Consider the following 14,369-nt stretch of genomic DNA (forward strand, 5'->3'; position numbering starts at 1 on the left):
AATTCATTTTAAAAAGGATAAAAGCTTTGAAACGAGCATAAGTGCAAGCACTACAAAACAAACACCAAATCCAAGCAGCGTGCAATCAGCCATCGACATAAATTTAGACGACGGCACAAGATACCAGCCGTCCGCATAAAGATCAACTATGCTCTTTTGCAAATCACTTAGCACCACGCCATCAGGCACCATAGGGCTGTCATATCCGCAGTCGCCTGTTGGCATAAACCAGTCAGGCGCCCACTTCTCAAGCGGCAAACCAAATGGATAGTGTGGCTCAGTCGAGCAGCCCTGCACGCCAAAAGGATCATCGCCATGCACCGCATCGTGAATTTTAGCTAGCTTTACGCTATACATTATGCCCTGCACCGCTCCCCAAAAGGCAAAGACGTAGCCAACTAGAGCAAAGAGTAAATTTTTTGGGTTTATCATAGCGATCACGCCACCAAGCGCCATACATAAAAAGGCAAAACGTATATAGACGCACTGCTCGCAAGGAGGCATATAAGCGTAGTTTTGAAAGAGCGAGTGCGCGATAACGACAAGTGCAACGCTTACAAAGACTAAGATCGCCCAAGAGATGCGTGAGTCTTGAAATTTAGCCATTTTTTTAAAAAAGCTCATGTGGCGCCTTATTTTTTAAGAAGCTCTTCGATGAGTGCTGCCATGCCGTCAAGCGAGCTGATTGATTTTGTCATGATGAGATATTTGCCATTTACGACAAATGCTGGCACGCCTTGAATTTTAGCCACATCATAGCTCTCGTCCCACTTTTTAAGTAGCTCAGTCACTTTTGGATTAGCTAGCTCTTTTTCGTAGTCTGCTTTACTAACGCCAGCTGCATCAAGTCCAGTCTTTAAAAAGCCCTCAGCATCTTTGCCATCGCTCCAGCGCTCTTTTTTGTCATGATAAGCTTTGTAGTAGGCAAATTTAGCCTTTTTAAATAGCGAATTTTCATTAAACAAGCTCACTCCCTTTGCCTCGTCCATAACGATAAGCACGGCAAAGACCTTGCTCGCAACCTCGCCGTAATCGCCCTTTGTCTTTAGGTGAAATGGCTCATATTTTAGTCCAGGGATTTTCTCAACTACTTTTGGAGTGACGCTCTTGTCGTATTTGTAGCAAAATGGGCAAGCGTAGCTAAAAATTTTAACTAGCGTATTTTGTCCCACACTTAGTGGCTTTTCAAGCTTGACGTAGTCCTCACCCTCGCTAAATGCACTAGCACTGATCGCTCCAGCCACCGCAACAGCAAAGATAGCCTTGCTAAATTTAGATAGAAAACTCATGATAATCTCCTTTAGATGATTTATTTTGAGTTATTCTACAACCAAGCTCAACCGCAAATTTAACGCTAGAATAAATTTTGGCTGAAATTTATAAGATATCGCATTGATTAAAAATTTAATTTTTACTAGAACTTATCTCATTTATTGCTGATAATGCGTTTAAAGCACTTGGATAGCCTATAAATGGTATAAGTGTCGTAACAACGCTTATTAGCTTAGCTCTATCGTTGCCGATGCCAAAATTTGCAGCAATGTGCCCTAAAAGCTGTGGTTTTGCAAAGCCAAGAGTCGTGATATAGACAAATGTCAAAAGCTCTCTAAGCTCTAAGCTAAGTCCATCTCTTGCATAAAAATCGCCAAAGCAGTTTTGCGATAAAAACTCCATTATATGTTTTTGATCATTTGGCATTGATGCGATAAATTTATCAACCGCTGGGAAGAGTTTTCTTTGTATCTCAAGGCCTCGTTCACCTCTGCCTTCTCTTGATTTTTTAGGCATATTTTCAGGCTCTATATAGCGCTCATTAAAAATTTCATCAGCTAAAAATATACAATCTTCTACCTTGCCAAGCCCAGCATAAGGCACTGCTTGATATAAAATTTCTCTTATCTCTTTTGCTGATATGCCTACATTTAAAGCAGCCCTAATGAAGCTTTTAAATGAGCTTTTTGCGCCTTTACTCACGCAAAGAGAGGCGATGATAACCGAAAGTCTTGTTTTTTCATCAATATTTATCACTTCACTAATATCGCCTAAAAAATTTAAATAATCCTCTAAAAAGCTAGCATTGCTCTCTTCAAGCTCACTTTTTGAGTCAAACCAATTTTCATAAATTTTCTTTGCATTGTAAGTTAGTGTCATAAGTTTTGCTCCATTGTTTGGGGCTGATTATAAGTGCTAAAGCGTAAATGCTAGCTTAAGATCCGAAAAGACAAAAATTTTTAATATAAATTTAGGTTTTAAGCCATTATAAAGTTTATCGTGATTTTTATGTTATAAGGTTTTATTACAATTACGAAGGACGCAATATTTTTTATTACTCCTTTTACCTGATTTAAGCCTTGGGCGTTCCAGGGCTTTACTAAATTTTATAAGTTCTATGGGTAGAATTTATAAAATTTATTTAAAGGAGATGTTATGAAAAATACTTTGAGTTGTCTTGCACTAGCCTCTGTGCTTTGTTCATCGGCCTTTGCCATAGGTGGTCCAAGTGGAGCCAAGCTTGACTATGCTATCACTGGGCAAATCGGCGAAGTAGTGGTAAATCCGTACGACACTGCCCCACTTACAGCAGTCATCAAAAATGGCGGCTACACACTAAGCAATGCCAAAGTAACCATCGTGCCAAAACAAGGCGGTCAGGTGATAAGCTACAAAGTGGCTAATAAGCATCTTCGCACACATGGCGGCATCCCAGTTTTTGGAATGTATCCTGACTACCAAAATACTGTTGAGGTCGAGTACGACAAGAGCTACAAAGGCAAGACTGAGCATATAAAAGAGAGCTATAAAATTTACGCTCCAGCTATCTATCTAGAGAGCGCTGGCACGCCAAATCAAAAGGGCGCGCTATTTGACAAGATCGAGGTTACTAAGCCTGCGAGTGCTAAATTTGCTAACCGCCTCTACTACGTAAATAACTTCGTAAATAAAACAGGCAAGGGCACAAAAGTCGTTTGGAACAACCCAGCTGGCGGTGCGATCGAGTGGAACTACAGCCCAAATAACTTCATCCTTGATACAAAAGGCGAGGTTAGATGGTATCTTGAGCCAAGCAAAATTTATGATCTAAAACAGCCATTTCACGCTGGCGTAATGATGGGCTTTAAGCAAAATGACGACGGCGCTATGACTTGGGGATACGGCCAAAGATACGCAAAATACGACATCATGGGTAGAGAAATTTTTAACCGCGAGCTACCAGCTAGCTACAACGACTTCTCACACTCAATGGACGTAGCGCAAAATGGACACTACTTCTTGCGCGTAGCAAATGCTGATTATAAAAGAGCTGATGGCAAAAACGTAAGAACAGTGCGCGACGTGATCGTTGAGCTTGACAGAGATGGCAACGTAGTTGATGACTTTAGACTATATGAAATTCTCGATCCTTACCGCGATATCGTGCTAAAAACGCTTGATCAAGGTGCGGTTTGCTTAAACATAGACGCTAAAAAAGCAGGTCACACTGCAAGCTCTGATGAGCTTCAGTCTATGGATACGCATGATAAATGGGGCGACATAGTTGGCGCTGGTCCGGGACGCAACTGGGCGCACGTAAATAGCGTGGATTATGACCCAAGCGACGATAGCATCATCATCTCAAGCCGCCACCAAGATGCGGTCATCAAGATCGGCCGTGATAAACAAGTAAAATGGATCATGGGCGCTCACAAGGACTGGAGCGATAAATTTAAAGATAAACTCCTTCAGCCAGTTGATAGCAAAGGCAACAAGATCATCTGCGAAGATGAGTACTCAAAATGTCCAGGATACGAGAGCGACAAAGGTGGCTTTGACTGGCAATGGACGCAACACACAGCATTTAGGATAGATAGCAAGTCTAAAAAAGGCGAAATTTATCTAAGCGTCTTTGACAACGGCGACACAAGGGGCATGGAGCAACCAGCCATCGCTGGCATGAAGTACTCTCGCGCAGTCGTTTATAAGATAGATGAAAAGAAAAAGACCGTTGAGCAAATTTGGGAGTACGGCAAAGAGCGTGGCAAAGAGTGGTATAGTTCGGTTACTAGCCTTACGCAGTATCAAGATGACCTTGATAGCGTGATGGTCTATTCAGCTGTTGCTGGCATGCAGTTTGACATTGCAAAAGGTCGCCCAGTAGGACTTCCTAGCCCACACATCGATGAGTTTGAGTGGGGCGCAAAAGAGCCTGGCATCGAGATAAAAATGACAAATGCGATGGGTTATCAGGCATTTCCATTTAGCTTGCAAAAAGCTTTTGAGAAATAATCTCTCTTTTCTCCCTTTTTTGCCCAGTGCAAGAGGGGGAGCACTTGCTACAAATTTACCAACATCGTTTTTCATTCATTCTAAAACAATCAAAACAATAAATTTAACCACTTAAATATAAAAGAGTATACTTTATAACCGGAAATATGCTTGAACTAAACGCAGAAAAGATATATGAAAACAACGCCTATGCTGTCACAAATGCTATCAAAAACAAAAAAGTTTTCGTAAATCCAGCAGGCGTTTTTAGCTGGGATAGATACGGAGCCGAGGGAGCTTTGCAAATTTTATGGGCGGCTAAAACTTTACATCCTGAGCTTTTTAAAGATATCGACGTAGCTACTGAAACAAAGAAATTTTATAAAGAATTTCTGCACTACGATCTAAATGACAATGAAGTTAACTATATCCTAAATGGCCTAGACTCAGAGGGAAAATAGAAATTTTATAGTGAGTGTGGGTTAAAAAGCTCTTGCTCGCTAAATTTTAAATCACTTGGCTTTTATTTATCTCCGAATTTTTATAAAACTTGTCTCTAACAGCACTATCTTAGCAGCTCTTTTGGCTTGATAGATTTATTTCTTGATCTTATTTTGGTTTTAAATCTAGAGCAATTATAAATTTTAGTGAGATAAAAAATATCCCAAAGGAAAATTCCTTTGGGATTAGTTAGCTAAATATTAAAATACGTGTACTTGGTCTTGAACTTCTAGAGTTACAGTATGTACACCCTCTGTGTTAGTATAGACTTTATAACCAGTAATGTTAGCACTAGTATCTTCAACCCAACCCTTACTTGCAAGACCAAGATTATCGCCACTATCGCCATCTATTCTTAGTCTGTTGTTGCTATCAGTCATATCTAGAACATCTTTAGCTGATAGAGTTATATTGTGATTGCCTTGGGTTAAATCCAGTTTCTCTATGTTTGTCACTTTAGTAAGGTTTACGCTATCATCAGCAATCTTTAATGTATCATATCCAGCTCCACCATCGATAGTCGAAGTATCTTGAATACTTGCATTTTTACCGATAGAGATAATATCGTCTCCGCCGCCGCCACTTATCATAGAACCGCCGCTCATATTTAAATTTTTACCTATTGTAATTATATCACCGTCATCGTTGCTACCAGTTCCAGTGCTTCCGTTATTTCCCCAGTCGCCGTGTATACCCGCGCCATTAATAAGCTTTAGGTTGTCGCCCGCGGTAATAGTATCGACTCCACCGCCACCTTTGATATCCGCCCAGTCTTTAAGGGTAACGTTGTTTGCGATATTTACAGTATCGTTGTATCCTTGACTACCGTCGTCCATATGGATATCAGAATCCGATACGATGGCGCCGTTTCCTATATTTAAGACATCCGCACCGTATCCTAAATCCACATGCGTATCTCCGCTAACAGTACCGTTTATGTTTAGCGTATCGACATCGTCTCCGGTTATAAGCTGAGAATGTTCTACAGTAGCGCCCGATGCTACGGTTATAGTATCGCTACCTCCGTTAAGATCAAATGTCGCGTTTTTAACGATAGCTCCGGCATTTACGTTTACGTGATCTTCGTCGTTACCGTAGTTTACTATCTTGGTTTGATATTGCCTATTGACTATAGCGTCCGATTGATCGCCAAATACCGCTCCGGAATTTATATTTACGGTATTTTTTGTTCCTTGTAATTCTACGGTAGTTTTACTAAACGTACCTCCGGCGATATTTACGACATCCCCATTGCCCATATACTTCCCGTTTCCAGTACTTATCTTAGTTTCGGTAAAATTTCCGCCGTTTATATTTATCTTATCGTCTCCGTCGCCGCCGGTTATTTCCGAATTTTTAATTACACCCCCGTTTATGTTTATCTTGTCTTCTCCGTAAGCGCCTAAAATTTTCGCATTCGTAAGAATTCCGTCATTTATATTCGTCGTCGTTTTGCTATGAGATGTATGAATTTCAGAGTCCGTAATCTCGCCGCCGTTAATATTTATGGTATCTAAGTCGTTTGTGCCGCCGTCTTTATTATCTAGTCCGGAATAAATCTTACTACCGTTTATTACCTTAGAACCCGCATTAATATTTATAGTATCGCTACCGTATCCGGCTATAACTTTTGAGTTGTCTATTATCGCTCCGGTACCGATATTTATCCTGTCGTCTCCGATTTTGGCGTCTATTTTACTATTTTGTTCAAATTTAGAATTTGTAATGTTTATAATATCGTCGTCATCGTCGCTATACCAAGCAGGTTGATCAGATACGCCGGCGCGTAGTTCCGCGCCATTAGTAAAGGTAATACCGTCGATATCGATTTTATCGTTACCCTCTCCGAAATCTATTACGCCGCTTTTTATAGTTATCCCTTTTTTGAAATTTATCGTATCTTCGCCATTACCCATCTTTATATTAACCGTATCCAGATTTTCATTTATATATGCGGTATCATTTCCGTTTCCGGCAGATATAGTGGCACTAGTTACGTTTGAGCCTTCCTTAATATAAATAGTATCGTTGCCGCCGCCCATACCTACGCTACTGCCTCCGCTTAGCGTAGCTCCGCTTTCTATATGAAGTTCGCTGTGTTTATCGTCATTATCGACATCACCCGCTTCTATTCTAGCTTTGCCGTCGACGGTTCCTCTAACGTATACGGTATTGTTACCCTCGCCGGCTTTTATTCTTGATTCTCCGGATACGTGCCCGTTTATATTTATCTTATCATCGCCGCTTCCAGTACTTATCTCATTAAAATGATTTGGATTACCGATCATATTGCCATCTATATTTACAGTATCGTTTCCGGCTCCAGTTTTTATACTTCCCCAAGATAAATTTGCGCCATTTTTAATATTAACCGTATCATCATCCTCACCGGTATCTACGCCAAGAAATTTGTTAAAAGTTGCTCCGCTTTCGATATTAAACGTATCTTTTCCGAGTCCGGTATTTATTGCGGCATATCCGCTCGCTTCTCCGGCAAAATTTACGGTATCATCGCCGTCTTCGGTATCTATCATCGTATTATCGCCTAGCTTGCCCTTGATATTGACTACGTCGCCTCCCTCGCCGGTATTTATATTGCTATTTTTTATTTCCGCTCCAGCATTTATGTTTACCTTGTCGTCACCGCTGCGAGTATTTATCGTCGACGAGTTCTCTACCGTTCCGTTTATGTTTACGGTATCTACTCCCGCGCCGCCGTATACGTTAGAGTTATTTCTAACCGTTCCGTCGATATTTATTTCGTTACCTGCGTCAAAAGAATTCTCATTGACGTCGTCGCCGTATACCGATGAATTATCTATTACCGCACCGGATTTGATGTTTATAGTATCGTATCCTTCGTTACCTTGGATTTGAGTTCCGTTTTCAGCCCTTCCGCCGAAATTTATAGTATCGTTGCCTTCATTAGCGTAAATAGTCGCGCCGTCCTTAAGAACTCCTGTCGAACCTACGTTAAACGTATCATCGCCGTCGTCGCCGTAAACAAGTCCGCCCTTGATCTCTCCATCCATGTTAAAGGTATCGTCGCCGTCTCCGCCGTATATTCTAGTGCCGGAGCTACCGCTAATCCCTACGAATGAGCCTTGATTAAGATTGATCGTGTCGTTACCGTCGCCGGCATCTATTTGGGCGTTTCCGTAATTCAACACGGAGCCTGATTTTACGTTGATAACGTCATCGCCGTCTTCTGTGCTAACATACGAATTTACATCGCTAAACGCTCCGCTCATATTTACGGTGTCGTCGCCGTCGCCCGTAAATACCGCTTCGCTTAGCCCCTCGTTAATATTTACATAATCGTCGTTATCGGTAATTTTGCCGTTAGCTTGAGAGTTAATAATCTCGTCGTTATCGGTAGTTACGTTTAGGGTTAAATTTCTTTTATATACGCCGTACTCTACTCCGTTTAGATTAGAATACTTGCTTCCGTCTTGTTCGCCTTGGTTTTGATTGGCGCTTTGGGCCGTAGGATTAGTAGCTATATCTACACCCTCGTGTCCGTAGTTATCTATAGTAGTTACTCTTACTTTGACGTTATTGATTTGATTTGCGTCGGTAAGATTTACGGTAGTACCGCGCGTCCAAGTATTGCCGCCGTCGGTAGAATACTCTACAGAGTTTGCATCATAATCTACTCCGGCTACTCCGCCGCTAAAATTTAAATTTAACGTAGTAGGTCTAGCCGTTAATGCAGTAGGTAAAGATAGGTCGTAAGTCATAACTCCACCTTCGTTAGAGCCAGCAGAGCTTATATTTATACCAACTTTGGGCGTAGTTGCTTCAGCTCCAGCTCCAACAGCACTTCCACCACTTACACCAAAGCTATTATCTCCACCTGCTGCTAGAGCTAAAGCATCTATGCTTCCTACATTAGCATTGATGTTACTAATGTGGCCTCCTTCTGCAAAGCTAGTAGAAGATAAACTTACGCCATCTCCACCATTACCACCTGCTTGTGGACCACCTGCAGCAGTTTCTTCTAGAGCATTAAGATCTGTTCCTTTTAAGATGGCTTGTTGTAAAGCTGAGATATCAGCTACTGTTTCGTTATTGTTAGAGTCTTGATCTAGAGTTAGAGTATCTTTACCTATTAAAGTTATATCTTTACCATCAGTTTGAGTTATTGTTACTTTAGAGTTAGAACCCTCTGTAACTATCTTTTCACCTTGGTATACAATATCTCCTACACTTAATTGTCTTACCTCTCCTGTTAAGTCATTAAGTGCTCTTGCTATTCCTCCGTTTATACTTTTAACTACTCCGGCTTCTTTAGCCATCATGTTCTCCTTATTGTTTATAGTATTTGAAATTTTGAATGAATTATATAAATTTTAGAAGGGCTTGTCTATTGTACTGGGGTACAATAGGGGGTACTATTTAGCACATATCATAAATATCATGCCAGTCAACATGGTATATCTTAGTGTCTTAATATATAGTATAAATATATCAATTATAGCTTTTTAAAATATAATATCACTTTTATGCATATTGAAAATCATTATATATTTCTATATAATTACTTAAATATTTTTAAAGGAGTTTAAATGCAAAAGCAAATCGCGCTTAGTTTAGCGCTTGCGGGCGTTTTAGCTGCCGCGCAGAATGAAGTAGAATTAAAATCATTAGAAGGCGTAACCGTCACGGCGCAAAGATCATCTCAAAGTGTAGACGAGATAAGCAAAAGTGTCTCGGTAGTAGATAAAGAGACGATAGAAAGAAAGCTCGGCAAAAGCGTACCGGAGCTAATCAGCGAGGCGCCTGGAGTTTCAATCGTAAACGAAGGTATGGACTCGGGCACCGTAAACGTGCGAGGTTTTAGTTCGTCTGATTACCGCGTGCCGATGTTTGTAGACGGGCTTAGATTTAGAGGTAGGCCTGTGTTTGAGTATTCGATCTTTACGCCCGATCAAATCGAAAGGATAGAGATAATAAGAGGTCCTGCTAGCACGCTTTACGGCACGGATGCCTTTGGCGGCATAGTAAATTTAGTCACCAAAAGAGCTAGCGGGGACGTGCACGGCGACTGGGCGCTATCGGATACGTATCTAAGCACCCAGTATCAAAGCGCGAACAAAGGCGTGCAAAACCGCTTACAACTCGGCGTAGTCGGACACGGGTTTGACGCATTGCTCGGCTTAAACTACAAGCACGGCAAGGACTATGACACTCCGGCGGGTAAAATACCAAACACAAGGTATAACTACCGAAGCCTTGATTTTAAAGGCGGATATAGCTTTGCCGATTTTCACAGACTTGAGCTCGTAACTAGATATACGGAGTCCGAGCGCGGCGTAGTCGGTACGGCGGTCGGCGCTCCCGGAACGGCGAACAAAAAAGGCTTTCAAAAATACATAAAAGAAGCGCCTCTTAGAGAAAAATACGTAGCGCTAAACTACGAAGGCAACATAAACGACAAATTTTTGCTAGATTCTAGCTTGTATTATAGAGAGCTTTATACTCATCTAAACATAAGGCCCTACATCGGCTCGTTTTCGCCTAGACAGGTCGATAACTACGTAAACGGCCCGAAAGTTTACGGCGGTAAATTTATCGGCAAATTTATAGGCGACAGCCTAACCCAAACCTACGGCGTAGATTTTTATTACGAGGACTGGGACAGCGTGTATCAAAGCGTAAACAAAGGCCCAAGTGTGCGCAACAGGCTAAGAACCAAACAGCTTGACGTCGCCGGATTTGGATTGCTCGAATATGCGTTTAGCAACGACGCGATTTTAAGTGCAAATTTACGCTACGACCGCATAAAAACGTCCTTTGATATGGATAGCTCGATGAGTCCCGCCGTAAAAGCCCTATACGAAAACGCCAACGATAGAAAAGACGGTAGAGCGAGCTACGGACTAGGGCTTATTTACCCTATCGCCCAGGGGTTTGAGTTTGTAGGAAATTTCTCGACTTCGTTTAGAGCTCCTATGAGCGGCGAGGTTGCTCCGATACTTACGTTTTCAGGCAGCGAGGCGTATCTGCCAAACCCTGATCTAAATATCGAAAAAGGCGTCACTTACGAGGCCGGACTTCGCTATACGGATAAAGCGCTTAGATCAAATTTGATATTTTACACGGGAGATTATAAAGATCTGATCGTCGAGCGAAACTGGCAAAGCGGCGGCGTAACCTACTATCAGTCGCAGAACGTAAATAGAGCCAAGATAAGCGGAGCGGAATTTGACCTAGCTTATAAAATTTTGTCAAATTTGGAATTTAAAACAAACCTCGCCTACACGCGCGGCAAAAATAAACAAACCGGCAAACCGCTTCCGGAGATCGCTCCGCTTAGCGGACGCGTGGCTGTTTCTTATTCGCCGGAGTTTTTGGCTAACTCTTACATAGAGTATAGCGGCGACTGGGCGGCGAGAAAGACGCGTATAGACGACAGCATAGAGCGCGAGCGAGCGGGATATTTCGTGCATAACCTATACTTGGGCAAGAGCCTAGGCAAACTAGGCTTCCTAAAAGATTTTAGCCTAAATTTCGGCGTCGAAAATATCTTCGACAAAGAATACGCCCCGAGCCTAAGCTACGAGCTAATCAGCCAGCCTAGAAGCGCTAGCAACCCGCTCATAAATCCGGGCAGAAATTTCAAACTAGGCTTTAAGGCTAGCTTTTAAAATTTAAATTTGCCGAGCGGGTTTTAAACCGGCCCGCTCAAAAACCCTAAAATTTACAAATTTAAGGATCAAATTTGAGAAAAATCATATCTGCTTTATTGTTACTAGCAGCGACGCTGGGCGCGCTTGAATTTACCGATCAAAACGGCAATAAACTCCACTTCGACCGCTCCGTTAAGAGTGTAGCGCTGTTTCCGGTGCCGCTAGCTTCGTTTTCCCTTAGTGTCGAAAACAACGTATCTCGCCTAGCCTCCGTCCATCCGATGGCTAAGAAAAATATTGGGCGTGGAATGCTCGGAAAAATGATCAAAGGCGCAGCTAGTATCCCCGCAGGCGGTATCGGAGAGGATTTTACTCCAAATATCGAGGAGCTGCTAAAGCTCTCTCCGGATCTTGTCGTGCAGTGGGGCATGAGAGGCGAAAAGATCATCGAGCCGCTGCGAAAAGTAGGCCTAAGCGTAGCTTTGGTAAATTTAAGCGGCACGGAGGAAGACCCGCTTTTTTGGTTTACGATGCTGGGTAAAATTTACGAAAAAGAGCAAAGAGCGGAGCAAATTTTGCAAAATAGAGCCGAGGTAAGAGCTAAGATTGAAAATTTCGTAGAAGGGCTTAGTAAAAAACCGAAGGTTCTTTTTATATTCGGCCGAGATAAAAGCTACGAGGCCGCAGGAGGCGGGACGTATTTCGACTACGAGATAAAGCTAAGCGGCGGAGCAAATGCGGCGAATTTCGGGGGATTTAAAATTTTAAATAAAGAAGAGATTCTCGCTCAAAATCCAGACGTTATCTTGCTTAGCAACTTTGACGAGCTTACGCCGCGGGACTTTTTTGACGATAAAATTTTAAAAAACGTAAAAGCCGTCAAGCAAAAAGCCGTCTATAAAATGCCTCTGGGAGGCGATATGTGGGAGCCGCCTACGGGTGAATCGCACCTGGGCTGGGCGTGGTTTAGCGTGCTATTTTCAGGAACGGAGCATATAAATTTAAAAGACGAGATGAAAAAGAGCTACAAACTCCTCTACGACTACGATCTAAGTGACGATGAGATAGCTCAAATTTTACGCTTCGACCTAAACGGAGAGAGCAAATTTTATGAGCTTTTTAGATAATGAAAAAATATCTGTTTTTATCGCTTTTGCTAATCTTTGCGGTTGTTTTTTCGTTGCTTGCGGGTAGGATTTCTATTGACGGGCTAATTGATTATTATCAAAACGACAAAGAGACGCTTTACGCTTTGATATTGGACCTGCGCTTACCTAGGCTGATAGCGGCATTTTTGATAGGCGCCAGCCTTAGTGCAGCGGGCGTGATATTTCAGGCAATGTTTGCAAATCCTTTGGTGAGCCCAAATATCTTAGGCGTCGGCAGTGGGGCTGGATTTGGCGCAGTGGTTTGCATTTTAGCCTTCGGTAGCCCCGTAGCCACGCAAATAGGCGCTTTCGTTTTTGGCTTTTTAGCCGTCATGATAGCTTACGCGTTGGGTGTTTTGGCAAACAAAAACTCAAAGCTCATGCTGGTGCTTGCGGGTATCATCACGGGCGCGATATTCGAGGCGCTGATCTCCGTCATCAAATACGTTGCCGATACTCAAGAAAAGCTGCCTAGTATCGTATATTGGCTGATGGGAAGTCTAAGCGCCATCTCATGGAGCGACGTAGCAGCGCTTGCCCCCGTTTGCGTTAGCGGACTTGTGCTTTTGAGCCTAATGGGTTGGAAGCTAAACATTTTATCCCTAGGCGGCGAACACGCAAGCATTTTGGGCGAGAGCAAATTTTTAGGCTTTATCTTTATCGTACTTGCTACGCTGATAACGGCCGCAAGCGTAGCCATCGCCGGTATCATCGGCTGGGTCGGGCTTTTGATGCCGCATGTTACGAGGCTGATTTACGGCTCCGATAACTCACAGCTAGTTCCGATTTCTGCGATTTTAGGCGGGATATTTTTGATGCTAACCGACGTCGCGGCTAGAAGCGTGAGCTCGGCTGAAATCCCGCTAAGTATCCTAACCGCGCTTATAGGAGCTCCGATGATCGGCGTAATCATCGTTAAAAAGGGCAAAAGATGGTCTTAAACGTAGAAAATTTAAGCTTTTCTTACGGGGCGAAGCAAATCTTGCAAAATTTGAGCCTTAGCCTAAAAAGCGGCGAAACGCTTGCGATTTTGGGTCCAAACGGTATAGGCAAATCTACGTTTTTAAAGATTGTTTTGGGACTTCTAAAAGCAAAAAGCGGTCAAATTTTGATTGATGGTCGCGATCATGTCTCTCTTGGCGGTAAAGAGCGCGCCAAGCTCGTAGGATACGTGCCCCAAAGCGAAAATATCGCTTTTAGCTTTAAAGTAAAAGATCTGATTTTAATGGGCGTAAACGCAAACGTTGGTATGTTTTCAAGGCCGAGCGCAGAGGATAGGGCGATGGCCGAGGAAGCTGCACAAATTGCGGGCGTTAGCGAGTATTTAAATTTAAACGTAGACGAGCTAAGCGGCGGCATGATGCAGCTGGTACTTATAGCTCGCTCTCTAGTACTACGGCCCAAAATTCTAATCATGGACGAGCCTACGTCATACCTCGACGTTTTTCATCAAAACGCCGTTTTAAGCCTAATCAAAAAACTAAATAGCGAGCGAAAAACCTGCGTGATCTTTACCTCGCATCACCCCGATCACGCGCTTGCGGCGGCGGATAAAACCTTGCTTTTAAACGGCCCCTTAGGATATGAATTCGGCGCAACCGATCAAATTTTAAAGGGCGAAAATTTAACGAAACTTTTCGGTATCGATTTTATAAATTTAAACGTCGAAGATAAAAGAAGGTTGCTGGTTAGGTGGAACATCAATTAATTATAGAGTGCTTAGGCCTTTATAATAGCTTTTACCAGACCATAAGCCATAAAACTATTATTAAGCATTTATAAATTTATACAAAAATAGACAAAAGGTTATTTTATATAGATTAAAAAGACAAACAATTATAAAAAT

The 14,369-nt window shown here is 42.4% G+C and carries 10 protein-coding genes; 6 read left to right on the plus strand and 4 right to left on the minus strand.

Annotation, left to right across the window (positions count from 1 at the left end):
• Window positions 1-3 precede the first annotated feature (3 nt).
• The 3 genes from dsbI to CVS95_RS04690 form a co-directional block, all read right to left on the minus strand.
• A complete protein-coding gene (gene dsbI / locus CVS95_RS04680) occupies window positions 4-624 on the minus strand; it encodes a protein-disulfide oxidoreductase DsbI (protein ID WP_087578143.1) in 621 nt (206 codons plus the stop codon).
• A gap of 8 nt (window positions 625-632) precedes the next feature.
• Window positions 633-1,289: a thiol:disulfide interchange protein DsbA/DsbL gene (locus CVS95_RS04685; RefSeq protein WP_107695744.1), complete on the minus strand. Its 657-nt coding sequence runs from the start codon at window positions 1,287-1,289 to the stop codon at window positions 633-635.
• A 115-nt stretch (window positions 1,290-1,404) separates the two neighbouring features.
• Complete coding sequence (locus CVS95_RS04690; RefSeq protein ID WP_107695745.1) at window positions 1,405-2,151, minus strand: carboxymuconolactone decarboxylase family protein; 747 nt, start codon at window positions 2,149-2,151, stop codon at window positions 1,405-1,407.
• A gap of 276 nt (window positions 2,152-2,427) precedes the next feature.
• Here CVS95_RS04690 and CVS95_RS04695 point away from each other — a divergent pair, with 276 nt between their 5' ends.
• Window positions 2,428-4,263, plus strand: a complete 1,836-nt coding sequence (locus tag CVS95_RS04695) for an aryl-sulfate sulfotransferase (RefSeq protein ID WP_107695746.1) — start codon at window positions 2,428-2,430, stop codon at window positions 4,261-4,263.
• A 146-nt stretch (window positions 4,264-4,409) separates the two neighbouring features.
• Window positions 4,410-4,703, plus strand: a complete 294-nt coding sequence (locus CVS95_RS04700) for a hypothetical protein (RefSeq protein ID WP_199906331.1) — start codon at window positions 4,410-4,412, stop codon at window positions 4,701-4,703.
• A gap of 240 nt (window positions 4,704-4,943) precedes the next feature.
• Here CVS95_RS04700 and CVS95_RS04705 read toward each other — a convergent pair whose 3' ends face one another.
• A complete protein-coding gene (locus CVS95_RS04705) occupies window positions 4,944-9,041 on the minus strand; it encodes a beta strand repeat-containing protein (RefSeq protein ID WP_107695747.1) in 4,098 nt (1,365 codons plus the stop codon).
• 270 nt (window positions 9,042-9,311) lie between these two features.
• Here CVS95_RS04705 and CVS95_RS04710 point away from each other — a divergent pair, with 270 nt between their 5' ends.
• The 4 genes from CVS95_RS04710 to CVS95_RS04725 all read left to right on the plus strand — a co-directional run bounded on the left by CVS95_RS04710 (window position 9,312) and on the right by CVS95_RS04725 (window position 14,231).
• The gene (locus CVS95_RS04710) at window positions 9,312-11,393 is read left to right on the plus strand and encodes a TonB-dependent receptor (RefSeq protein ID WP_107695748.1); all 2,082 of its coding nucleotides are present in this window, start codon (window positions 9,312-9,314) and stop codon (window positions 11,391-11,393) included.
• A 74-nt stretch (window positions 11,394-11,467) separates the two neighbouring features.
• The gene (locus CVS95_RS04715; protein WP_107695749.1) at window positions 11,468-12,502 is read left to right on the plus strand and encodes an ABC transporter substrate-binding protein; all 1,035 of its coding nucleotides are present in this window, start codon (window positions 11,468-11,470) and stop codon (window positions 12,500-12,502) included.
• Window positions 12,502-13,464, plus strand: a complete 963-nt coding sequence (locus tag CVS95_RS04720; RefSeq protein WP_107695750.1) for a FecCD family ABC transporter permease — start codon at window positions 12,502-12,504, stop codon at window positions 13,462-13,464. The genes CVS95_RS04715 and CVS95_RS04720 overlap by 1 nt, the downstream gene beginning before the upstream one ends.
• Entirely contained in the window at window positions 13,455-14,231 is a 777-nt protein-coding gene (locus CVS95_RS04725; RefSeq protein WP_107695751.1) for an ABC transporter ATP-binding protein, read from the plus strand. Before CVS95_RS04720 ends, CVS95_RS04725 begins: the two co-directional genes overlap by 10 nt.
• Window positions 14,232-14,369: the final 138 nt, after the last annotated feature.

It is taken from the genome of Campylobacter concisus (genome assembly GCF_003048905.1).
Lineage (GTDB): Bacteria > Campylobacterota > Campylobacteria > Campylobacterales > Campylobacteraceae > Campylobacter_A > Campylobacter_A concisus_V.